Here is a 22,005-nt window from a genome sequence, read left to right on the forward strand (position 1 = left end):
GGCGTCCCGGCCGACTTAGAAAGCGCTTGTCCGGACATTGGCAGATCGAGTCGGAGGCCGTCAATGCTTCGCCCCCGCGGCCTCGGTCACGGTTTGGACTCCTCGGGAAACCGCGAGCCGTGCGGCGCCCACGACCGTGCCGAGATCTCCGACCGTGCTGCTGACCACTTCGGTGGGCCAGCTCAGCCGGGCGAGCTCGGCCTGCACACCGGCCAGCACCTGCGGGTCCGCGCCGGTACTGCCGCCGAGCACGATCAGCCCTGGGTCCAGTACGGCGGTCACGGCGGCGGCGAGGCGACCGACATCGGTGGCGTGGCGGCCGATCACGGCGCGCGCCGCGGGCCTGCCCTCCCCGGCCAAGGCGAAGAGCTGCTCGGCGGTGCGCGGGCACGGGCCGTCCTCGTCCGGCCAGGCCTCGGCCGCGCGGCGCAGGAGCGAGCGGGCGCCGATGTACTCCTCCAGGGCCTCGTGGCGCGGCTCACGGCCGTCGTCCCACGGGTAGGGCAGCCGGGCCAGCTCACCGGCGGCACCGTTGGCTCCGCGCAGTACCTCACCGCCGACCACGATGCCGAGGCCGATACCGACACCGATCCGCAGGTAGCCGAAGGTGCGCCGGCCGCGCGCGGCGCCCTCGTGCAGTTCGGCGAGCGCGGCGCAGTTGACATTGTTCTCGAGGTGGACGGGAACGCCCGGCGGCAGGGCGACGGCCATGGCGTCGAAGACGGGGCCGGCCTTGGCCGTGGCCGGGCGCACGCCGGCGCCCTCCTTCTCGGGTGCGGTGACGTCGCCGACGGCGACGACGACGGTGCGCAGCGGGGCGTCGGCGGGCAGCGCGACGAGTGCCTCGCGCACCACGTCGGCGGCCTCCTCCCGGGTCCCGGTGGCCTGGGCGAGCAAGGTGCCGTCCAGGGCGCAGCCACGCACCCGGGTCAGGGCGGGACCGAGGTCTACGGCGAGCACCGCCCCGGCGGCAGGCCCGAGACCGTAGACGGCGGCGGAACGGCCCGTGCCGCCGGAGGCGGTGCCGGAGTGGGCGGCCAGCCGAGCGCTCTCCAGCTCCGCGACGGCGGAGGACACGGTGGGCTTGGACAGGCCCGCCAGGCTCGCGAGCTGCGGCCGGGTCGCACTGCCGGCCGCGGCCAGCACGGCGAACACCGCACGCGCGCTCTCGCTCAGGTCCATGCTCTCCCCAGGTGGTGCGGCGACGGCCGGGCAGCGCCGGGGCAGTCCGGGCGCGCTCCCGCACCGCCCGGCACGCAGTCTCGCGCACCGGCCGAAGACCCCAGCAGCTCCTCCCCCAGTCGCAACTTCGTTCGACCGGGGGCACCCCCACCGAGAACCTTCGCCCGCACGCCGCGAGTACACACCGGACGGCACCGGAACACACCCGGACTTCCCCGGCTCCACCAAGGGCCGCCAAGGACGTTCGGCATCGGGTTTCCGCGCCTCTTGACGCGCACCCTACTTCGTTAGTTAACTTCCTAACGAAGTGCACGGTACTCGCCTGCCGTGTTCCGCACGAGGCCCGTCCCGGGGCTTCCCGATTCTTCAACGCCCGTTCCCTGAGCGAAGTCCACGGCGGTTCCGGCAGCGCCCCGAACGGGCGCGGGGCTGCGCTGAATGTACGGCTCCGCCGCGCGGGCGCGACCAGCCACGATGGCGCCGCACACGAACGACGCCCCAGCGCGGCACGTCCAGCGGAGCGCTTGACACGGTTCGCCCGCCGTCATCGCGCTGCGCAACGACGAAAGAGGACCCGTGCAGGAAACGACGCCACTCGTGGTCGGTATCGACGTGGGCGGCACCAAGACGCATCTCCGCGCCTACGCCGGGGACGCCCTGGTCGCCGATCACGTCAGGACGAGCAGCGGCTGGCGGCCGCACGACCCCGTGGCCGCCGCCGGCCGGCTGGCCTCGCTGGTCGCCGACGCCCTGCCCACAGGTGTCCGCCCGTCCGCGCTGGCCCTGGGCGGGCACGCCTGTGAAACGCCTCGCCAGTGCGCCCAGATCCGTACCGCGCTGCAACTCCACTTCGACGCGCCCGCACTGGTCGTGGGCGACGCCGAACTCCTCGTACCCGCCGCCGGATTGGACAAGGGCGTCGGCCTGGTCGCCGGCACCGGTTCCGTCGCCGTCGGCCGGCTGGCCGACGGCACCCCCGTGCAGATCGGCGGCTGGGGTGCGGTGCTCGGCGACGAGGGCGGCGCGGCCGGCCTCGTCCGCGAGGCCACGCGGGCCGTCTGGGCGGCACACGACTGCGGAGAGGAGCCCGACGCCCTGGCGCTCGGGCTCCTCGACGCGTTCGGCGTCGCCGAAGTACCCGCGCTCGGCGCCGCGTTGGAGAGCGTCAAGGACATCTCCGCGCAGTGGGGCCGGCACGCGCCGGTGGTCTTCGCGGCCGCCGAGACCGGCTCACCCCTCGCGCGCGCGGTGATCGACGAGGGCGGCCGTGCGCTGGCCGCGCTCGTCGGGCTGCTCGCCGCGCGCGGGGTCGTGGTGGACGACGTCGTCGTCGCCGGCACCACCGTCCTTGCCCAGCCTCTCCTCTACGACGCCTTCACCTCCGCGCTCGCCGACCGCGTGCCGGGGGCCCGGCCGCAGCCGCTCGAGGCGCCGCCGGTCGAGGGGGCGGTGGCGCTCGCTCGTTCACTGCTATGACATCTGCCGGACGCCGGGCCATCCCGACTCCGACACAACTGGACCGTAGATCTTCGCTCGTACGACTCGACCATTTCATGTGCCACGGACGGCTCTGTTCGCCTCGAACGCGCACTTCGGTCGAGTCGCTCCACTCGATCCATTCGATCCCCCCGGCCGTACGGCCGAAGAACTCCAGAGAGGCAGACGCATGCCGTCATCAGCCGGGCACCGCTCCCCCGCGTCGGTCAGTGAACTCGCCGTGAACCGAAGGGGTTTCCTCAAGACGTCGCTGGGCGCCTCGGCCGGTGTGCTGGCCGCGCCCACTTTCGCCACGTGGCTGGCCGCCACGGACGCCAAGGCCGCCACGGGCGCCCTCGCGTTCGTCGACGACTACAAGTCCAACGTCGTGGCGAACCAGACGCCCGAGACCAACGCCGTCATCCGGGCCCTGGGCGGCTTCGCGAAGGTGTGGAAGACCGGCGGCGCCTGGAACACCGGCATACCGCTGATGCCCGAGGTACTGCGCGCCAACATGCGCTACTGCGCCCGGATCACCACCGCGCGCACGGACGCGCAGGCGAAGGAATCGTTCATCGTCGACCGTCAGCACCAGAGCTACTCGGTGATCGCCGGGCTCGGTCCGCTGGCCGACTTGTACAAGTCGGGCGCCAAGGCGGTCACATCGATCACCAGCGCTCCGGACGGCACCCCCGCCGGGAAGATCAGCGACGCCCTGCCCGCCGACGCCCCGGCCGGTTCCGCGATCGGCGCGGGGTCCTACGACTCCGAGCTCGGCAAGGTGGCCAAGCTGGTCGACACCGTGCGCGGCCCGTTCGCCTCCGGCAACCCGGCCAAGTTCGCCTTCCAGTACCCGCGTCCGTGGCGGATGAACGAGGACAGCGAGGTCGTCGACACCGGCAAGAAGGACGCGTTCGGCTTCCCCGTCTACGAGTCGGAGGTGGTCGTCGCCCCGCAGTTGCTGCGCCAGCGCGGCGAGAACGCGGCCGAGGACGGCGGCTTCCCCAGCGGACACACCAACGCCCTGCACCTGGCAGCCCTGGCCTACGCCTACGCCGTGCCCGAGCGTTTCCAGGAGATGGTGACCCGCGCCTTCGAGCTCAGCCACACCCGGATCGTGGCGGGCATGCACTCCACGGTCGACGTCCTCGGCGGCCGCATCATGGCCACCGCCCTGGCCGCCGCCGCCCTCGCCGACCCGGCCAACGCCGAACTCAAGGCCGCCGCCCGGGCCCAGGCCCTGGCGTACTTCGGGCAGCGGACCGGCACGACGGCCGACACGCTGTACGCGTACGCCCACTCGGCCGGCACCGACACCGACCCGTACGCCGACCGGGACGCCAACGCCCGCACGGTCAAGCCCAAGCTGACGTACGTGCTGACCCGGCAGGGCCGCGACGAGCCCCTGACCGTGCCGAAGGGCGCCGAGGTGCTGCTGGAGACGCGCCAGCCGTATCTGACCGCGGACCAGCGCCGCGAGGTGCTGCGCTCGACCGCGCTGCCCGCCGGGTACGTCCTGCTGGACGGCTTCGAGCAGTGGGGGCGGCTCGACCTGTTCGCCGCGGCGGACGGTTACGGCTCCTTCGACTCCGACGTGACCGTCACGCTCGACAAGGCGGCCGGGGGCTTCGGCGCGGCGGACAGCTGGCGCAACGACATCGCGGGCGACGGCGGCCTGACCAAGCGCGGCACCGGCACGCTCACCCTGACGGGCCACAACCGCTACCACGGCGGCACCGTCGTCGAGGACGGCGTCCTCGTCGCCGCGTCGCCGAACGCCCTCGGGCAGGGCGACGTGCGGGTGGTGGGCGGCACGCTGCGGGTGGACAAGGTCCTGCGCGTGCGCGGTACGTACGTCCAGCAGGGCGACACGACCCTGGAACTGCTGGTCCGCAAGAACCACGGTCCCGCCCTCGAGGTGTCCCGCCGGGTCCAGCTGGGCCGGGGCAGCGTGCTGTCGCTGCACCTCGACGCGGAGCGCCCGCCGGTCGCCGGGACCACGGTTGCGGTCATCGAGGCGGCGCAGCTGCGCGGCCAGTTCGACCGTGTGGAGCTGAACTCCGACACGCTGCGAGCCGTACCCGTATATACGACGGACGGTCTGTCGGTACGACTCCTGAAGCGGTAACGCCGCCTCCCGGCGGGAGCTGATGCAGAGTAGGCCCATGGGCCGGCTCCGGATCACCTCCCGCCGCCGCGGGGTCGACGGCGCCGCGGAGCGGATGATGGCGCTCGAACAGCACTCGGCCCCGGCCCCGGAGGCGGGCCCCGGCACACCCGGCATGCCCGGTACGCCCGACGCGCGGCCCTCACAGGCCTCGCAGCCCTTGGAACCCTCGCGGCCGTTCCGCAGGCGCTGGGTCGTGCCGCTCCTCGTCGTGGTGCTGCTCGGCCAGATGGCCGTGGCGATGGTGACGACCGCCGTGCAGCAGACGCCGACGATCGACGAGCCCGTGTACGTGGGTACGGCGGCCGACTATCTGCATGAGCACCGCCTCCGCTACAACCCCGAGCATCCGCCGCTGGGGAAGCTGGTCATCGCCGTCGGAGTGGGGTTGGCCGATCCGCATGTCGACGGGTCCTTCACCGGCGATCAGGGCCGGCTGGGGCGGCATCTGCTGTATGAGTCCGGGAACGATCCGTGGCACCTGATGCTGTTCGCCCGACTGCCCGTGATCGTTTTGACGCTTCTGTTCGGATTGATCGTCTTCGCTTTCGCCCGTGAACTCGTGGGCGTGGTGGGCGGTTTGATCGCGCTCGGCTTGTACGCCTTCTCCCCCGATGTCATCGCGCACGGCTCGCTGGCCACCCTGGACGTACCCGCGGCCGGGTTTGTGCTGACGTCGGCGTGGCTGCTGTGGCGGGCCCGTCGACGGCCTCGTCTGTTCGTGCCGGCCGCCGGCGTGGCGCTGGGTGCGGCCCTGGCCACGAAGATGAGCACGCTGGCGGCGGTTCCGGTGCTGCTGGGGCTCGCCGCAGTGTCGGTCTGGTCCGCGCGGTCGGCCTCGGAGCCGACAGCTTCGAAGCCGATCCACAGGAGGCTTGCGCGGGCGCTCGCGGGCGCGGGTGTGGTGGCGCTGGCCGCGCTCGCCGTCGTATGGGCCTCGTATCTGGTGGTCGACCCGCGGCTGCGCTGGTCGCCGCAGCAGCCTGTGCCCGACGTACACGGACTGCGGGGGCTACTCGTCGATCTGCTGCCGTTCCCGGAGGCGTACCGGGACGGGATGCGCGTCCAGTTCGGCTTCGAGAACTACCCGTGGGAGGGCTTCCTGTTCGGGCGGCTCTACACCGGGTCGCTCTGGTACTACCTGCCGACCGCGCTCCTGGTGAAGACGCCGCTCGGCATGCTCACGCTGTGGGCGGCCGGTGCCGTCGCGGTCGTGGCGGTACGGCGGCTGCGGCCCGCGGCGCCCTATCTGCTCGTCCCGACCGCCGTACTCCTGGCCGCCGCGATGACCGGCTCGCGGGACTTCGGCACGCGGTACGCCGTGTTCGTGCCGATGTTCCTGGCGGTGGCGGCGGGCTGTGTGCTCGCGGTGCGGTGGCGGTGGGTGCCGGTCGCGGTGGGGGCACTGGCGCTGTTCGTGGTGGTCAGTTCGGTGCGGACGTACCCCTACTATCTGCCGTACTCCAATGAGGCGTTCGGTGGTCCGGCCAAGACTCATCTGCGGTTGCACGATTCCAACGTGGACTGGGGTCAGGACCTCGGCAGACTCGCGGACCGGCTGCGCGAGCGGTACCGGGGCGAGCGGATCTGGCTCGTGTACAAGGGCAGCGGGGTGCCGTCCTTCTACGGCATCCGCGCCGACGATCCGCGCAAGGTGCCCGTCGGCGAAGTGCGCGGGCTGCTGATCGTGTCGGACTCCTCGGTGGCCAAGGCGACCGGGCGGATGGCCGTATTGATCGACAGTAGTCGTCCGATCGATACGGTCGGCCATTCGATCACGATCTATCGCCGATGAAAGTGGACTTTCGGAGGGGCCCTGGTCGCCACGGTGTGTGAGCTATGTTGAAGCACTGTGGAAGACAATGGAGGCGCCTCCCTGCCATCGCCGCAGCAGGCACGCGCACAGGCATCCGCGATCACCTCGGGAAAGACCGCTCCAGAAGTGGAAGCATCCCCGACTTCCCAGCTCAGGACACTCTTCGACCACCCTCGACTCTCCCCCGGGCAGCGGCGCATCGCCCAGTACCTGATCGAGCACATCACCGAGGCCGCGTTCCTTTCGATCACCGATCTGGCGGAACGGGTCGGCGTGAGCCAGCCGTCGGTGACGCGTTTCGCCGCGGCGGTCGGGTTCAGCGGTTACCCCGCGCTACGGGAGAAGCTCCAGTCGATCGCCCTGGGCACCCTCGCCAGGGGCCCCGAGGCCGCCGAGGAGAACGGCGCCAACGAACTGCAGTCCGCGGTGGACGCCGAGATCGAGAACCTGGAGAACCTGCGGCGCGACTTCGCCGATCCCGACCAGGTGATCGACATCGGCCGCAAACTGTCGCAGTCGACCCCCCTGACCATCCTCGGGTTGCGCATCTCGGCGTCCCTCGCCGAGTACTTCGCCTACGCGGCACGCCGCATCCACCCCGACGTGCGGCTGGTGACCCGGGGCGGCAGCGTCGCCTACGACTCGCTGCTGCAGTCGCGCGAGGCGGGCGGCACCTGGGTACTGGCGTTCTCCATGCCCCGGCACGCCCAGGAGACGCTCACCGCCGTTCGGGTCGCGCGCAGCGCCGGGCTGAAAGTCGCCCTGGTCACCGACCTGGCGCTCGGACCGGTGGCCGACACGGCCGACGTCGTCTTCGCCACCGGCACCGGCTCCCGGCTGGTCTTCGACTCCTACGCCGCGCCCGGCGTGATGGCCTCCGCACTGCTGCAGGCCATGACCGACGCCGACCCGGAGCGGACGCAGGCGCGGCTAGAGGACTACGAGCAGATCTCCGACCAGCACCAGTTCTTCCTCCGCGACTGACCCAGCCGTCGCTGCGCCTGCCCTCGCGGGCGAATCCCACTCCAGACAAACCGCACCGCAGGGGAACCATTCACCTCAAATCACGCATGAATGTTTTCATACTCCTTGCAAAGCGGACGGCATATATAAATACTTCACACGCACCATCCGCCCGCAGAAAGCAGCCGGTCCGCTCATGCGCACGTCACCCCATCCGCCGTGCGAACGCCGTCTGCCTCTGAGGGCTCCTCAACGAACAGCCACAGCCGCCGTCTCCTACCCGCGTCGGCGCTCGGGCTGTTCGGTCGGGCATCGCCTGCGCGAGCGCCCGTGGCGGCGGCCCCGGTCATCCCCTAGGCCGGGGCCGCCCCGACCCCGTCGGACACCCCGAACGACGCCGCACACCCGGAAGCGATGACCATGACTCTGACGACCACGCGCATCAGCTCGGACTGGCCGTGCCAGGTCAAGACCCCCGGTTCCTACGACTGGGAGCGCTCGGCGGCCAAGTGGCTGCGCGAGCTGGTGCCGGCCCGCTACGCCAGCTATCCGGCCCTGATCCGCCACCCCGTCCTGCTCGCCCGCCATGCGCAGATCCAGGTCCAGAACGAGATCCGGGTCGCCCGCACCGCGCTGCAGACCGCACGGGCCGACCTGCCCGCGCTCGGCATGCCCGAGTCCGTCATCGAGCACACCATCAAGCTGTACGCGGCGGAGGTCATGCAGCTTCAGCACATCGCCCGCAGCGTGCGTGCGGTGTCCCAGGCACTGATCGACCACGGGCGCTGAACGACCACGGGCCCTGAACGACCAGGGTGCCGACCTACCACGGGTGGTGACCGACCACGGGTGGTGACCGGGCGCTCTCCAAGTCGCGCCGGGCGTCAGGACGCGTCGCTCGTCGCCGCGCAGGTGACCGTCGCCGACGGGGCGCCGGTCGAGGCCGAGGCGTCGGCGATGAAACCGAACTTGACGCTCGCACCGGGGTCCAGCTTCCCGTTCCATGACGCGTTGGCAACGGTGGCCGTGCCGTCCCGGGTCGTGGTGAGAGTGCCGTCCCAGACCTGGGTCAAGCGGGCGCCGTCCGCCGGTACGACCGTCGCGGTCCAGCCGGAGGCGGAGGAAGCGGAGGAGGCGGGTGCGTTGGTCACCGTCACCTCGCCCTGGTAGCCGCCCTGCCAACTGTTGACGGTCCGGAAGGACGCGGTGCAGGCGGGAGGTTCGCCGGGGTCACCGGCGCCGGGTGCTCCCGGGGCTGCCTCGGTGGGGGCGGTCGACGGGGAGGCGGTCGCGGACGGAGCCGCGTCGCCGGCCGCATCATCGGCCGCCGCGCCGTCGCTTCGGCCGGAGAGCAGCAGGGCCCCACCGAAACCGACGACCGCAGCCGCGGTCACGGCGACCGCGACGGCGGCGCGGCGAAATCCGGGGCCGGATACGGCCGGACCGGGGCGGGCACCGCTGCCGCGCGGTGCGATCCTCGTGTCCCCGGCGACGGGTGGCAGTTCCTGTGTCGCGTCCTCGGCGCCGGGCAAGGCCCCGGGAACGGCCACGGTCTCGTAGCCGTTGCGGTCCTGCTCCAACTCGTTGAACAACTCCGCCAGGGCGTCGGTGCGGCGCGGCCGCAGGACGCGGATCGGCTCCAGGGCCGGCCCTTCGTCGGGCTGCTCGGGGTCGGACCGTGTGGGCACGCCACTCTCCTTCCGTCCCGTCTTCACGGGCTTCGCCATTCCCCGAGAAGTGATACGGGGTTGCCGTCCCGCCGGTTCAGCGGAAAGAGCCGAGCGACTTGCCGACCGCCTCCCTCAAACGATCGATACGCTCAATTCGGCATGTTCCATTGAGCATTTGCGCGCCAAGCGGGCGTTCGCCCGTCAGGTCGGCGCGTGCGACCTAGATCACCGTCCGGTTGGGGTGATCGCTGATCGCTCATTCGGCGATCGATCCAGCGCCGCAGGACGAACGGATCCTCAACTCCGGGAGCAGGTCGAGGTGTTGGCGCGGGCTCGGCTGCCGACCATTGCGGCGTTCCGCGAGGCGCTCCAGCAGTAGCTTCGCGGACAGTTCCCCCACCGCGCGGGTGGGGGGCGCGACGGCGGTGAGTGGTACGTCGGAGAGGCCGGCCACCTCGTCCTCGTACGCGATCAGTGCAAGGTCGTTCGGTACCCGGATGCCGCATGCCTGCAGTCGCGGCACCAGCACGATCGCGTCCTCGTCGCTGTGCACCAGTGCGGCGGTGACTCGGCGCTTCTTCACCGCCTCGACGAGGTAGTCGACACTGGCTTCGTAGTCCCCGTGTTCGCGCACGGTCGGGGCGCCCTTGTCCACGTCGAGGCCCAGGGCCTGCACGGCAGCCTGGTAGCCGGCGGTGATCTGAGTGGCGTGGGGGCCCTCCTGCAGGACGGCGGTGATCTTGCGGTGCCCGAGGCTCGCGAAGTGGCCGACGGCGACGGCGGCGCCGTGGGCACGGTCGGTGCGCACCCGGTCGAGTACCGCGGCGGGGTTTCCGGGTGGGGCCAGGCGTTCGACCAGGACGGCGGGCACAGCGTGCTCCAGCAGCCACTTCTCCTGGCCGTCCGCGGGGACCCCGCCGAACCAGCTGGGCGCGACGAGCAGCCCCTGCGCGCCACCCGAGAGGAGGTGTTCGGCCTGGACGGGGTCCTCGGAGTCGACGTATCCGGACACCCCCAGGACCAGGCGGCCGCCTTGTGCCGCCACGGCCTCGCGGGCGCCGCGGACGATGTCCGCGAAGATGTAGTTCGTGGTCGGGACGATCATTCCGATCACCGCGCCCTCGGCGCCGTCGGCACCCTCCGACCGCTCCCCCGCCTCGACGGCCGTATCCCCCGGCCACACCACCGCACCGTGCAGCCGCTGGACCCGGCCCTGCGTGGCGAGCGCCTCCACGTCACGCCTCAGGGTGACCGCCGAGACGCCGAGTTCGGCGGCGAGTTCGGAGACCCGGAGGCTGCCCCGCTCCCGGACGAGTTCGAGTACCCGCTCATGGCGCTGGTCGACGTGCAGTCGCATCGGTTCCCCCTGAGGCAAAGCCGGTCGAACGATCCACAGGCGCACGCGGAGCGTGATCCCGAGCTGCACACTCTACGCCCACAATCATATCGATCGTTTGCGATCAATACGATCACCCAGGTGCTCACTCAAGTGCTCACTCAGGCGCTCGGGCCCGCGAGCTCCCCGCGCAACCGGCGCGTTCGCAGGACGAGTTCGAGTTCGAAGCGGCGGTCGGGGTCGTCCAGGTCCTCGCCCCACAGGTCCCGGATCTGGCGCAGTCGGTTGCGGACCGTCTGAGGATGGACGCCCAACCGGGCGGCCACCTCGGGCGCTCCGCCCTGGGTCTCCAGCCAGGCGAGCAGCGTCTCGGCCAGGCGGCGGGCCTGCTCCGGCCCGGCCTCGGTCAGCTGGGCCAGCCGGCGCCGCGCGAGGTCGTCGATCAGTTTCTCGGCGGGGAGCAGCACGAGCGCCTCGGCGTGTTCGCTGCAGCGCAGAAGGCGGCCCTGCGGAAGCAGGCCGTCCTGGATCATCCGCGCGGCCGCCGCCGCCCACTGCAGTGACGTGGCGGCCTGCGTGACGGGAACTGCGGGGCCGATCGCTCCGGACCAGCCACCCATGGCGCGGTGCAGCCGCTCGACGCGGCCGGGTGCCTCGGGGTCCGCCAGCACCAGCCGGGGGTGCTCGCCGTCCAGGTCCAGCAGGACCTCGTCACCCAGGGCGGGGGTGACGAGTTGCTGGGCGGGACGGAGAAGCACGGCCACCGCGACCTCCTGAGGCAGCGGCCAGTCGGCGCTCGCGGCGCGTTCGGCGAGGACGTCGGACGGGTCGGTGCGGTGCTCGGTGAGGAGGAGGTCGACCAGCAGGCGTTGGCGACGGATCCGCTCCCCCGCCTGGCCGGCGGCGACCTCGGCGTAACCGTGCACGGAATGGGACACGAGCTCATCGAGGTACTCGAACGCGGACTCGGCGAGTTCGTACATCGCCGGTGGCGGAATCTCGACCTTCTGCCCGATCTCGGCGAGGCTGCGCCAGGCCAGCCGTACGTTCAGCCGGTAAATGGCCTGAAGGGAGTCCAGGCGACGGCCCTTGAGTGCCTGATTGCGTCCGAACTCCCGGAAGACCTCGGGGAGTTCGCGGGGTCGCTCGATGTCGGTGGTCAGCTGCGCCAGGAAGCTCTCGAGGGCGAGCCGAATCGCCAGGAGTGCCTTCGGCACACCCATGTCGTCGGTCGTCAGCTCGAGGTTCGGGAACTCCTGGCGCATGCCTCGCAGGATGTCCTGCGCGATGTCCGGTACCTGCTCCATGGCCAGGTCGGCGAATCGCCGTACCTGTTCCGGCGGCACCTTGTGCCAGGCGCGGGGCGCGGGCACGGGCACCATCTCCTAGCGATCGGCGGTCTGCGTGCGTGGCGCGGGCGCAGACCGGTCGCCCGCCGGGTCGGGGAAGGTGACCAGCGGCACGTTCGGCTGCTCGGGAGTTGCGGTCAGGGCGGCGACGAGGCCGAAGGCGGCGCCCACGGCCAGGGTGGCGGAGAGTGCGCACGTCAGGAGGGCGGCGAGGATGGTGGGCATGAGCATTCTGGGCATGGGGACGAGAAGCCTCTCGGTCGATGAGGTTGTCACCCAGCGTTCCGGCCCGGTCCGGCACGATCAGTATTAAGTCAGTGTTGACACCGGGTCAATAGCGGCTTAATTTCGCCGGTCATAACTACTTACTCCCCGGTAGGCCAGATTCGCCCCGGGTGAGCCGGACTGTCTCGCGCACCGTCGCGCAGTCTGCATCTTTCCGCTGCCACCGGAGTGCCCTCATGCGCCGTACAGCTTCCGTTCTGCCATTGATTTTGCTCGGTTTGGGCGTCTTCACGCTGGTTTTCGGCCAGCTACTCGACCGGTATGTGGAGCCCCGGGTCAAGCGCACGCCGGTGGATGTCGAGACGAGTTCGGTCCTCACCGGGACCGGCAGCTATTTCGACACCGGCGTCCTGGAGACCGTGCACGGAAAGCAGATCACGATCACCCGCCGGATCGTGGGCGACGTGGCCGCCGCCGAGCGCAGCGGGCACGCGGTGTGGAACGTCTCCACGCAGATCGACACCCCCACCACACTGCCGCTTCGGGACCCACGCCGGTCGCTGCAGTGGACCACCGAGCGCTGGGTGACGGACCGGCGGACCAACCTGCCGGTGCACTGCTGCGGCGAGCAGCCGTCGTTCAGGGGCGACGCCTATCTGAAGTTTCCGTTCGACGTGCAAAAGCGCACCTACCAGTGGTGGGACGGCGTGCTGGGCGGAGCCGTACCGCTGAAGTTCTCCGGGACCGAGAAGGTGCTCGGGCACGAGGGCTACCGGTTCACCGGCGCCGTGGAGCCCAGGCGGACGGGCGTCACTCGTGACGTGCCCGGATCGCTGGTGGGACGGCCGAAGCAGCGGCAGGTGGCGGCCGAGGAGTGGTATGCGAACGCCGGGATCGAGCTGGTGGTGGAGCAGCGCACCGGCCGGATCATGAACGCGCGCATCGCACCGAAGATCACGCTCCGGGCTCCGGGTGCCCGGGCCGACGCCGTCACGCTGCTGGCGAGCGACCGGGTGGAGTTCACCGACGCGACCCGGCGCACCCAGGTGGCGGAGACCTCGCGCGACAGCCGGCGACTGGAAGTGCTGGGCGAGACCGCGCCCACGCTCGCCACCGTCACGGGCGGCGTGCTCATGGCTGCCGGGCTGACGTTCCTGGTCCGCGGACGGCGACACCGTGCGGTGGTGGAGGACTCACAGAGGGCCGACAGGACTCACACAGGTGACTGATCCAGGGGCGCAGACAGGGAGAAATTGTCACCTTCGTGCGTAGCCAGATCGAACGCTCAATCCGAAAACTTACGTTACTAACCAGTACCTCCGCGTTCTTCCCGGAACCGGCCCGACCGTCCTATGACGTCCCCGCCCAGCGTGTCTCCCCCGGACGCCCGGCTCCCCACTCCCCGCCCCCGCATCCGACGAGTTGGAGCAACGATGCCCCAGCACGCTTCCTCCCTGGTCTCCGGCCAGGAGAAGATCGCCCCCGCTCACCCCCGTACCGCTCAGCCCGGTACCGCTCGTCGTCGTACCCCCGGCGCCGAAGTCACCGCCTCCGGCTCGTCGCCGTATCCGCGACGGATCGTCTTCCTGGCCCGCCGCGACCTGGACAACCCCGCCGCCGGCGGCTCCGAACTCCTCGTCGACCGCATCGCCGACGGACTCACCGCCGCGGGACACCAGGTCACTCTGCTGTGCGGCGGCCCGGCGGCGTACCGCGACTACCGCGTGGTGTCGGCGGGCGGCGACGCCGGTCATTTCCTGCGCGCCAAGCGGGCGTTCGCCCGTCAGGTCGGCGCGTGCGACCTCCTGGTGGAGGTGTGCAACGGCATGCCGTACCTGGCTCCGCTGTGGCACAAGGGGCCGACGCTGTGCCTGGTGAACCATGTGCACACCGACCTGTGGGACATGCGCTACCCGGGCCCCATGGCCCGGCTCGGCCGCAGACTGGAGCACTGGGCGCTGGCCGGCCCGCACCGCGACAGCCTGACGGTCGCCGTGTCCGACTCCACCGCCGCGGCACTGCGCGCCATCGGTGCCCCGCCGGACCGGATCAGGGTGGTCCACAACGGCGTCGACGCGCCCGGACCGCTGCTGCCCAAGGCCCCCGGGCCGCTGTTCGTCGCCGTCGGGCGGCTGGTCGAGTACAAGCGGATCGATCTTCTGCTGCGGCTGTGGGAGCGGGTGCGTCCGGTCACCGGCGGGCAGCTCGTCATCATCGGCGACGGCCCCGAGCGGGAGCGGCTTCAGGCCATGGCCGGGCCCGATGTGGTGTTCACCGGCCGGGTCTCGGAGGCGGAGAAGCACCGGCTGCTGTGCCAGGCGTGGCTGCTGCTGCATCCGTCCCTGGTGGAGGGCTGGGGCCTGGTGGTCACCGAGGCGGCCGCGCGTGGCACCCCGGCCGTCGGCTTCGACGTACCCGGTCTGCGGGACTCCGTCGTGGACGGGGTGACGGGGGTGCTGGCCGGGGGCGAGAGCTCGTTCGCCGCGGCCTGGTGCACTCTCGCGCTCAGCCCGGCGCGCCGTAGCGTCATGGGCCGTGCCGCCGAGGCGCGCGCCGAGAACTTCCGGTGGAGCAGCACCGTCCGGCAGTTCCGGGAGGTGGCCGCGGAGGCCTGCCGCACGGTACGGCCCACGCCGGTCGGCTCGCCCGTGGCGCCCGGCCTGCCCCTCCCCCGCGTCGCGCCCGGACACAGCGTCCCGTCAGCGGCCGTTGCCGAACTTCCCGACGGCGCGTGAGGTGAGCGCACATGACTGAGGTCGCCGAAGGTCCCCTCAGGGACCCCTCCCTGCGCCGGTCGTTCACGCTGCTGCGGGCCTTCATGCGGGAGCAGACCGACCCCGAGGCCTGCTACTCGCTGCTGGCGCGCGACGCGGTCGCCCAGGTGGCGCGCCACACCGACCTGCGCGGCCGGATCGTCCTCGATGTCGGCGGCGGCCCCGGCCACTTCACCGAGGAGTTCCGCCGCCGGGGCGCCCACGGCTACCTCTTCGAGCCCGACCTCGGCGAGTTGGCCTCGCGCGGCCGCCCGCCGGAGGGTGCGGTGGTCGCCGACGGCTATCTGCTGCCGGTGCCCGACGGTGTCGCCGACGTGTGCTTCTCCTCGAACGTCCTGGAGCATGTGGCGGACCCGGCGACCTTCCTCAGCGAGATGGTCCGGGTGACCCGGCCGGACGGGCTGATCTATCTGTCGTTCACCAACTGGCTCTCCCCGTGGGGCGGCCACGAGACCGCGCCCTGGCACTACCTCGGAGCGCGCCGGGCGCGCGAGCGCTACCGGCGACGGACCGGGCGCGAGGCCAAGCACACCGTCGGCGAGAACCTCTTCCCCCTGCACATCGGCCCCACCCTGCGGCACGTGCGCGGACGCGAGGACGTACGCGTCGTCTCGGCCCGATCCCGCTACTGGCCCTTCCTCCCGGGCGTCATCGCCCGGGTCCCCGGACTGAGAGAGATCGCCGCCTGGAATCTCCTGCTGATCCTGCGCCGCACCGGCTCTGCGGCGACGTCCCTCGGCAGCCAGGCACGATCCAGCGAGGCACGCTCATGAGCACCACCGTCCAGGCTCCCGCACACGCCTCCCCCGCACCCGCGCCGACGGCCCCGCCCGTGCAACGGCGCGGACGACGCCTGCTGTTCGGGTTCTGGGCGGCCGTACTGACGGCGTTCGTCGCGGTGTCCCCGGGACGGATGACCTTCGAGACGAAGCTCGCAGTGGCCGCCGATCCACTGCGCTTCCTCGGCGACCTCGGTCAGCTCTGGCACGACCGGGCCGGCTTCGGCGGCATCTTTGACCAATACGTCGGTTACGCCTTCCCGATGCTGCCGTACTACGCCCTGACGGACCTGCTGCACCTGCCGGTGTGGCTGGCCGAGCGGCTGTGGCTGTCGATCGTGGTGACCGCGGCGTTCTGGGGTGCGCTGCGACTGGCCGAGCGGCTGGGCGTCGGTTCGTCCGGAACCCGGCTGCTGGGTGCGGTGGCGTACGCGCTGTGGCCCACGTTCACCGTCGTCGTCGGCTCGACGTCCGCCGCCGCGCTGCCCGGGGCCCTGCTGCCCTGGGTGCTGCTGCCCCTCGCCTCCGCGACGCTGAGCCCGCGCCTCGCCGCCGCCCGCTCCGCCCTGCTCATCCCCTGCATGGGCGGAGTCAACGCCGCCTCAACTCTGGCCGCACTACTGCCAGTCGGGCTCTATCTGCTCAGCCGCCCGAAGGGCCCCCGGCGCCGCGCACTGCTCGCCTGGTGGCTGCCCGGCGTGGTGCTGGCGACCGCCTGGTGGACGGTGCCGCTACTGCTTCTGCGCTTCTACGGCGAGGACTTCATGCCGTACGTCGAGCAGGCGGACACCACCACGGCCACCATGTCCGCGACCGAGCTGCTGCGCGGCGCCGGCAACTGGGTGGCGTACCTCAACTTCGGTGAGGCCTGGCTGCCGGCGGGCTGGACCGTCGCCGCGTCGGTCACCGCCGTGCTCGGCTCGGCGTTCGCCGCCGCCCTGGGCCTGGCGGGTCTGGCCCGCCGGGACATCCCCGAGCGGCGCTGGCTGCTGCTGACCGTGCTGGCCGTCGCACTGATCGCCCTCGCGGGATACGGCGGCGTCCTCGGCGCGCCCTTCCACGACGCGGTGCAGGGGTGGCTGGACGGTCCGCTCAGGCCGTTCCGCAACATCTACAAGTTCCAGCCGGGGCTCGCCCTCGCGCTGGCCCTGGGCATGGCGCACCTGACGGCGGTGCTCGCCGAGCGCCGAAGGACCCGGGCGTCGAGCGGTCGCCGGTACGTCCCGGTGATCGCCGCACTGATCGTCCTGCCGGGTCTCGCGTGGCCGTACGTCAACGGCACCATCCTCCAGCCGGGCGCGTTCACCAAGCTGCCCTCCCACTGGGAGCAGGCCGCCGACTGGCTGGACGAGCACGCCGCGGACAGCCGCGCCCTCGTCGTACCGGCAACCGCGCACGGGACCTACACCTGGGGCTCTCCCATCGACCAGCCCTTCGACGTCTTGGCGAAGACCCGGTGGGCGCAACGCGACTTCGTGCCGTTCGGCACCGCCGGCTCGCGGCGGACGCTGGACGCGGTCGAGCAGGCCCTGTTGTCGGGTGGTGAGGTGCCGGGCCTGCAGTCGTATCTGGCGCGGGCCGGGCTGCACGAGGTGGTCGTGCGCAACGACCTCGACCCCGACCAGATCGGTTACGTACCGCCGCAGACGGTCAGGCGGACCCTGGAGGCCTCCGGCTATCGCAAGGCCGCCGGCTTCGGCCCGCTCGTGACTGCCGGGCGCATCCCCGCCGACACCCCTGTCCAGGTGCAGGGCCTCTATCCGCGCCTCCAGGCGGTCGAGATCTACGAGCCCGCAGGCGCCGCCGAGCGGCCGGGGCTCGTCGGGATCGACGCGGCCGACGACACGGCCGTCGTGAGCGGCGGCCCCGAGGCACTGCTCCAGCTCTCCGCCGACCCGGCGCTGCGCGACCGGCCCGCCGTGCTGACCGGGGACCCCCACCCCGGAGTCGACACCCCGGCGGTCAAGGCCGACGCCGACCAACTGCGCCGCGCCGACACCCGCTTCGGCCTGGTCAACTCCAACACCTCGTACACCTACACCGCCACCGAGCAGAACCCTTCCGGCAGCCTCCAGAACCCGGGCGAGCAGCCCAAGCAGATCCTGCCTGCGCAAGGCGCCGACCACCAGACGACGGCCGTGTTGCGCGGTGCGGCGTCGGTGAGGGCGTCCAGTAGCGGGAACTGGCTGTTCCACCTGCCGCAGTACGACCCGGTGAACGCCTTCGACGGCAATCCCGAGACCGCGTGGGCCGAAGGCAGCCCGGGTGAGCCGGCCGGCCAATGGCTGCGCGTGGACTTCACCGCGTCGACCGACCTGCCGGCGTCGCTCCGGCTGACCCCGCTCCCCGCGGACGCCACGCGGCCCGCTCCCACGCGGGTGCGGATCGAGACGGACCGGGGTTCGGTCGACAGCACACTGCGGCCGGACGGTGAGCAGCAGTCGGTGCGCGCGCCCGAGGGCCGGGCGAAGTGGCTGAAGATCGAGATCCTGGACGCCGAGTCGGCGCGCCCCGGGCTGTCCGGCGCCGGATTCTCCGAGGTGACCGTGCCAGGGGTGAAGGTGACCCGGCTGCTGGCCCTGCCGAACGACGCCGAGCGCACCCACGCCGACGCGCAGGTCTACTCGCTGCACCGCGGCACCGACCCGGGCGGGCTCGCTCCGGCCTCGACGGAAGCCGGACTGCACCGGCAGTTCCACACCCGGGAGGGCATGGGCACGTACGACGTGTCGGCCCGGGCCGTGGCCGTGCCCGGCGACGCACTGGACCGCCTGCTGGACCGCGTCGCCCCGCAGCAGCGGCAGCGAATCACCGTGTCCGCCGACTCCACCGGCCGTAGCGGCATCGCGCTCGGCGCGCGGAACCTGGTCGACGGCGACCTGACGACGGCCTGGATCGCCGGGGACCGGCCGGTGATCCATCTGAGCTGGCCGGGCAGGAAGGAGATCGACGAGATCGTCCTCGGGGCGGCGGGCGGTCTGTCCTCCCGGCCCGAGCAGGTGCGGATCAGCTCGCCGGACGGCACGGCGACGGCCGACGTGGACTCCGACGGGCTCGCGCGGTTCGACGCGATCACCACCGACCGCCTGGACATCACGGTCACCAAGACAGCGCCGCTGACCCTCTACCACCCCGTGGCCGACGAACGGCTCCAACTCCCCGTGGGCCTGAGCGAGGTGTACGTGCCCGCGCTCGCCGGGCTCCGTGTGCCGCAGCCCGAGCCGGACGCCCGCTTCTCGCTTCCGTGCGGACAGGGTCCGGCGCTCGACGTCGACGGCACGCTCCGTCCGACGAAGGCGTCCGGGCTGGTCAGCGACCTGACGGAGCGGCGGCCGGTGACGGTGGAGCTCTGCGCGGGCGACGAGGCGAAGGACGGCAGGCTGGAGCTGGCCTTCGGCAGGCACCGCGTGGAGGCCGGCGACACCGGACCGCTCGCGATCACGGACGTCACGCTGTCCCGGGGCGAGCCGCGTGCCGTCTCCGCCGCGGCGGACCGCGAGGTCACCGTACGGAAGTGGACCGGCGACAGCCGCTCGGTCTCCGTGTCCGCCGGGTCGGGCGAGGTGTCGTACCTGCGGACGTACGAGAACGTCAACGACGGCTGGAAGGCCACGCTGAACGGCGAGGAGCTCACCCCGGTCCGGCTCGACGGCTGGCAGCAGGCCTGGCTGATCCCGGCCGGGAAGTCCGGCACCGTGCACATGGAGTACGAGCCCGCGGGGCCGTACCGGACCGCGCTGATCGGCGGGGCGGTCGGGGTCGCCGCGCTCGTGGCACTCGCCTTCGTGGGTCGGCGACGTACCGCTCGGATCTCGGCCGGACACACGGAAGTTCCTCCGGCGCCCGGTCCGCTCCTCGGAACAGTGGCGCTGACCGCCGTCGTGGCACTGGTGGCGGGACCGCTCGCCCTGGTGGTCCCCGGGCTCGCGCTGGTCGCCCGGCTGCGACCCGGCGCTCTGGTCCCGGTCGCGGCGGCCGCCATGGCCGGTGCGGGCATCGCGGCGGCCACGGGGGCGGGGGCGCCGGTTGCCGCGGATCGCGGAGCGTTCGGCGCGATCGCGCAGGTGCTGGCGCTCGTGGCCCTCACCGCGGCCGTGGTGACGACCGGCGCGGGCCGGACGAGAGCCGGCGTCGACGCGAGAGGCGGGACGCGGTGACCGCGCTGCAGGCAGATCCCCTCGTCGCGGGCGGCGGAGCTCCGGTCGCGGGACGGCTGGCGTTTCCCACCGTCGACGAGGTGTCCCGGCACTGTCTCAGCGACGACGAGCCGGAGAGCGTTCACATCGAGGTTCATCTGCCCGGCCGACCGGACCCGCGGCGGCTGCGGGAGGCGTTCCACCGGGCGCTGCTCCTGCACCCCCGGATCCTCGTACGGCAGGCACCGCACCGCTGGTACCGGCGGTCCTACGCGTGGGAGCTGACCGGCACGCCGGACGTGGACCCGGTGAGTTTCGCCGGGCCGGGGCCCGACGCCCTGGTCCGTGCCCGCGCCCGGGCGCTCGCGCTGTGTCCGCCGCTGCACCGGTCGCCGCCGGTGCGTCTGGAGGTGGTCGCCCTGGACGGCGTACGGTCCGTCCTGCTGCTCACCGTGCACCACACCGCACTCGACGCGCCGACCGGGTTGCGGATCCTCGCCACGACGGCCGCGCTCTACGGAGGGGAGAGCACGGCCACGGGAGGGATCGCGCCCGTGCGCCGGGCACACGCGGGGCAGCGCGGGGACGGCCGTACGCGATGGGCCAGGCCCGCGCGGCTGGCCCGCGACACCGTTCCCCGACCGACGCGAGCAGGCGCTGCGGTGAATGGCATGCTCCTGAGGGAACTGCCACTGCCGCAACCCGATCCGGCCGCTCCCTGGACCGTGAACGATCAACTCCTGGTCGCCGCCTCCCTGATGGTGGGCCGCTGGAACCTGTCCCACGGCAGGCCCGGCCGGCCGGTGCGGATCACCGTGCCCGTGGACGACCGTTGCCGCGGCATGGAGATGCCCCTCGGGAACGGGACGCGCCTCGTCGAGGTGCCGGTGACGCCGGACGACCGCTCCGACGCACCGCTGCTCCTGGCACGCCGTCCCGATCCGGCCGCCGTGACCCGGTTGCTGCACACCACCGCCCGGCGCACCCGGGCGCTGAAGTCACAGCCGCGCGCATCCCTCGGACCGGGAGCGGCCCTGCTGACGGCGCCCCTGCTTCCGGTCGGTGTGCGCGGCGCGCTCACCCGTGGTGTGCGTCGGGCCGCCGCTCCCTGGACGTCGACCCTGCTGCTCAGCAACCTCGGGCGGGTGCCGTATCCGCTGGACTTCGGCGACGCGGGGCGGGCCCGTGCCGTGTGGTTCTCCGCGCCCGCCCGCATGCCCCGTGGACTGAGCCTGGCGGCGGCCTCCACCGGCGGACGGCTGCACATGACGCTGCGCTGGTCGCGCGACCTCCTCGACGACACGGCCGGCGCCGCCCTGGCCCGTGTCTTCGAGGACTGCCTCTCCCTCACCTACGGCTCCCGGAGCGCGCCATGACCACATCGCCGCCGTCCCTGACCACCACAGCTCCCGCCCCGGGACTTCGGGACTTCTACGAGGACCCGGCCGTCCCGGTCGCCTCCGGCGAGGACCGCAGCCGGCGGCAGGCCCGGATGCTGGCCCGCGCGCTCGGTCCCGCAGGGCCGGGCCGCCCGCCGGCCACTGTGCTCGACGTGGGATGCGGGGACGGCTCGGCGGCGGCCGTCGCCGCGCGGGTCCTGGACGGGCACCGGATCGTGGGCGTCGACTGGTCGCAGGACGCGCTGCGCCGGGCGACGCGGTGGCTGCCTCAGGTGGTGCGGGGTCAACTGTCCGACGGCGGGCTGCCGTTCGCGTCCGGCAGTGCGGACGCGGTGCTGTTCAGCGAGGTCGTCGAGCACCTCGTCGACCCCGACGGTGCCCTCGACGAGCTGCGTCGGGTGCTGCGGCCGGGCGGTCATCTGATGCTCTCCACGCCGAACCTCGCCGCCTGGTACAACCGGGCGCTGCTGGTCGGCGGGGTCCAGCCCGTCTTCTCCGAGGTGAGTCTGCGCCGCGTCCACGGCAGGCCGGGCAGCCAAGTGGTGGGCCACCTGCGGCTGTTCACGGCGCGAGCGCTGCGGGAGTTCGTGACGGCGTCCGGCTTCGAGGTCGTACGGCTGGAGGGCGCTCCCTTCCACGGGGTTCCGAGTCCGCTGCGTCCGCTGGACCGGCTGGCCTGCCGGCTGCCGTCGCTCTCCTCGATCCTCCTCGTGCATGCCAGGAGGCGGTAGC

16 protein-coding genes are annotated in these 22,005 nt (G+C 72.3%); 11 read left to right on the forward strand and 5 right to left on the reverse strand.

Annotated elements, in window-relative coordinates; genetic code table 11:
* Positions 1-60: 60 nt before the first annotated feature.
* Positions 61-1,182 (reverse strand): ROK family transcriptional regulator, encoded by a 1,122-nt coding sequence (locus EHO50_RS38585; RefSeq protein ID WP_128436500.1) that lies wholly within the window; start codon positions 1,180-1,182, stop codon positions 61-63.
* Positions 1,183-1,758: 576 nt separating this feature from the next.
* Between EHO50_RS38585 and EHO50_RS38590 the strand changes: the two genes are divergently transcribed.
* The 5 genes from EHO50_RS38590 (at position 1,759) to EHO50_RS38610 (ending at position 8,393) form a co-directional block, all read left to right on the forward strand.
* Positions 1,759-2,658: an N-acetylglucosamine kinase gene (locus EHO50_RS38590; protein WP_128436501.1), complete on the forward strand. Its 900-nt coding sequence runs from the start codon at positions 1,759-1,761 to the stop codon at positions 2,656-2,658.
* A gap of 190 nt (positions 2,659-2,848) precedes the next feature.
* Complete coding sequence (locus EHO50_RS38595) at positions 2,849-4,786, forward strand: phosphatase PAP2 family protein (protein WP_128436502.1); 1,938 nt, start codon at positions 2,849-2,851, stop codon at positions 4,784-4,786.
* Between the two features lie 37 nt (positions 4,787-4,823).
* The gene (locus tag EHO50_RS38600) at positions 4,824-6,620 is read left to right on the forward strand and encodes a phospholipid carrier-dependent glycosyltransferase (protein WP_425472353.1); all 1,797 of its coding nucleotides are present in this window, start codon (positions 4,824-4,826) and stop codon (positions 6,618-6,620) included.
* An 81-nt stretch (positions 6,621-6,701) separates the two neighbouring features.
* On the forward strand, positions 6,702-7,625 hold the full coding sequence (locus EHO50_RS38605; protein ID WP_164905074.1) for a MurR/RpiR family transcriptional regulator: 924 nt from the start codon (positions 6,702-6,704) through the stop codon (positions 7,623-7,625).
* Positions 7,626-8,018: 393 nt separating this feature from the next.
* Positions 8,019-8,393 carry a hypothetical protein gene (locus EHO50_RS38610; protein ID WP_128436504.1) on the forward strand — a complete coding sequence of 125 codons (375 nt, stop codon included), beginning with the start codon at positions 8,019-8,021 and terminating at the stop codon, positions 8,391-8,393.
* Between the two features lie 95 nt (positions 8,394-8,488).
* Here EHO50_RS38610 and EHO50_RS38615 read toward each other — a convergent pair whose 3' ends face one another.
* The 4 genes from EHO50_RS38615 to EHO50_RS38630 all read right to left on the reverse strand — a co-directional run bounded on the left by EHO50_RS38615 (position 8,489) and on the right by EHO50_RS38630 (position 12,199).
* On the reverse strand, positions 8,489-9,292 hold the full coding sequence (locus tag EHO50_RS38615) for a cellulose binding domain-containing protein (RefSeq protein ID WP_246101807.1): 804 nt from the start codon (positions 9,290-9,292) through the stop codon (positions 8,489-8,491).
* Positions 9,293-9,530: 238 nt separating this feature from the next.
* Positions 9,531-10,631 (reverse strand): substrate-binding domain-containing protein, encoded by a 1,101-nt coding sequence (locus EHO50_RS38620; protein WP_128436506.1) that lies wholly within the window; start codon positions 10,629-10,631, stop codon positions 9,531-9,533.
* A gap of 140 nt (positions 10,632-10,771) precedes the next feature.
* Entirely contained in the window at positions 10,772-11,992 is a 1,221-nt protein-coding gene (locus EHO50_RS38625) for a PucR-like N-terminal domain-containing protein (RefSeq protein ID WP_128436507.1), read from the reverse strand.
* A 3-nt stretch (positions 11,993-11,995) separates the two neighbouring features.
* The gene (locus EHO50_RS38630) at positions 11,996-12,199 is read right to left on the reverse strand and encodes a hypothetical protein (protein ID WP_342787046.1); all 204 of its coding nucleotides are present in this window, start codon (positions 12,197-12,199) and stop codon (positions 11,996-11,998) included.
* 221 nt (positions 12,200-12,420) lie between these two features.
* Between EHO50_RS38630 and pgfA the strand changes: the two genes are divergently transcribed.
* The 6 genes from pgfA to EHO50_RS38660 all read left to right on the forward strand — a co-directional run bounded on the left by pgfA (position 12,421) and on the right by EHO50_RS38660 (position 22,004).
* On the forward strand, positions 12,421-13,413 hold the full coding sequence (pgfA, locus tag EHO50_RS38635; RefSeq protein ID WP_128436508.1) for a cell envelope lipid trafficking protein PgfA: 993 nt from the start codon (positions 12,421-12,423) through the stop codon (positions 13,411-13,413).
* A gap of 204 nt (positions 13,414-13,617) precedes the next feature.
* A complete protein-coding gene (locus tag EHO50_RS38640; RefSeq protein ID WP_128436509.1) occupies positions 13,618-14,919 on the forward strand; it encodes a glycosyltransferase family 4 protein in 1,302 nt (433 codons plus the stop codon).
* Positions 14,920-14,930: 11 nt separating this feature from the next.
* Positions 14,931-15,731: a class I SAM-dependent methyltransferase gene (locus tag EHO50_RS38645; protein WP_128436510.1), complete on the forward strand. Its 801-nt coding sequence runs from the start codon at positions 14,931-14,933 to the stop codon at positions 15,729-15,731.
* On the forward strand, positions 15,728-19,894 hold the full coding sequence (locus EHO50_RS38650) for an alpha-(1->3)-arabinofuranosyltransferase domain-containing protein (protein ID WP_128436511.1): 4,167 nt from the start codon (positions 15,728-15,730) through the stop codon (positions 19,892-19,894). Before EHO50_RS38645 ends, EHO50_RS38650 begins: the two co-directional genes overlap by 4 nt.
* On the forward strand, positions 19,891-21,249 hold the full coding sequence (locus EHO50_RS38655; protein WP_425472354.1) for a condensation protein: 1,359 nt from the start codon (positions 19,891-19,893) through the stop codon (positions 21,247-21,249). Before EHO50_RS38650 ends, EHO50_RS38655 begins: the two co-directional genes overlap by 4 nt.
* Positions 21,246-22,004 carry a class I SAM-dependent methyltransferase gene (locus EHO50_RS38660; RefSeq protein WP_128436512.1) on the forward strand — a complete coding sequence of 253 codons (759 nt, stop codon included), beginning with the start codon at positions 21,246-21,248 and terminating at the stop codon, positions 22,002-22,004. Before EHO50_RS38655 ends, EHO50_RS38660 begins: the two co-directional genes overlap by 4 nt.
* Position 22,005: the final 1 nt, after the last annotated feature.

This window comes from Streptomyces cyaneus, from assembly GCF_004028635.1.
GTDB classification, from domain to species: domain Bacteria; phylum Actinomycetota; class Actinomycetes; order Streptomycetales; family Streptomycetaceae; genus Streptomyces; species Streptomyces cyaneus.

Coding starts and splice junctions, on each gene's coding strand:
- EHO50_RS38640 (WP_128436509.1), top strand. CDS start 13,618: ATGCCCCAGCACGCTTCCTCCCTGGTCTCCGGCCAGGAGAAGATCGCC.
- EHO50_RS38660 (WP_128436512.1), top strand. CDS start 21,246: ATGACCACATCGCCGCCGTCCCTGACCACCACAGCTCCCGCCCCGGGA.
- EHO50_RS38595 (WP_128436502.1), top strand. CDS start 2,849: ATGCCGTCATCAGCCGGGCACCGCTCCCCCGCGTCGGTCAGTGAACTC.
- EHO50_RS38585 (WP_128436500.1), bottom strand. CDS start 1,182: ATGGACCTGAGCGAGAGCGCGCGTGCGGTGTTCGCCGTGCTGGCCGCG.
- EHO50_RS38625 (WP_128436507.1), bottom strand. CDS start 11,992: ATGGTGCCCGTGCCCGCGCCCCGCGCCTGGCACAAGGTGCCGCCGGAA.
- EHO50_RS38645 (WP_128436510.1), top strand. CDS start 14,931: ATGACTGAGGTCGCCGAAGGTCCCCTCAGGGACCCCTCCCTGCGCCGG.
- pgfA (WP_128436508.1), top strand. CDS start 12,421: ATGCGCCGTACAGCTTCCGTTCTGCCATTGATTTTGCTCGGTTTGGGC.
- EHO50_RS38600 (WP_425472353.1), top strand. CDS start 4,824: ATGGGCCGGCTCCGGATCACCTCCCGCCGCCGCGGGGTCGACGGCGCC.
- EHO50_RS38650 (WP_128436511.1), top strand. CDS start 15,728: ATGAGCACCACCGTCCAGGCTCCCGCACACGCCTCCCCCGCACCCGCG.
- EHO50_RS38620 (WP_128436506.1), bottom strand. CDS start 10,631: ATGCGACTGCACGTCGACCAGCGCCATGAGCGGGTACTCGAACTCGTC.
- EHO50_RS38630 (WP_342787046.1), bottom strand. CDS start 12,199: ATGCCCAGAATGCTCATGCCCACCATCCTCGCCGCCCTCCTGACGTGC.
- EHO50_RS38610 (WP_128436504.1), top strand. CDS start 8,019: ATGACCATGACTCTGACGACCACGCGCATCAGCTCGGACTGGCCGTGC.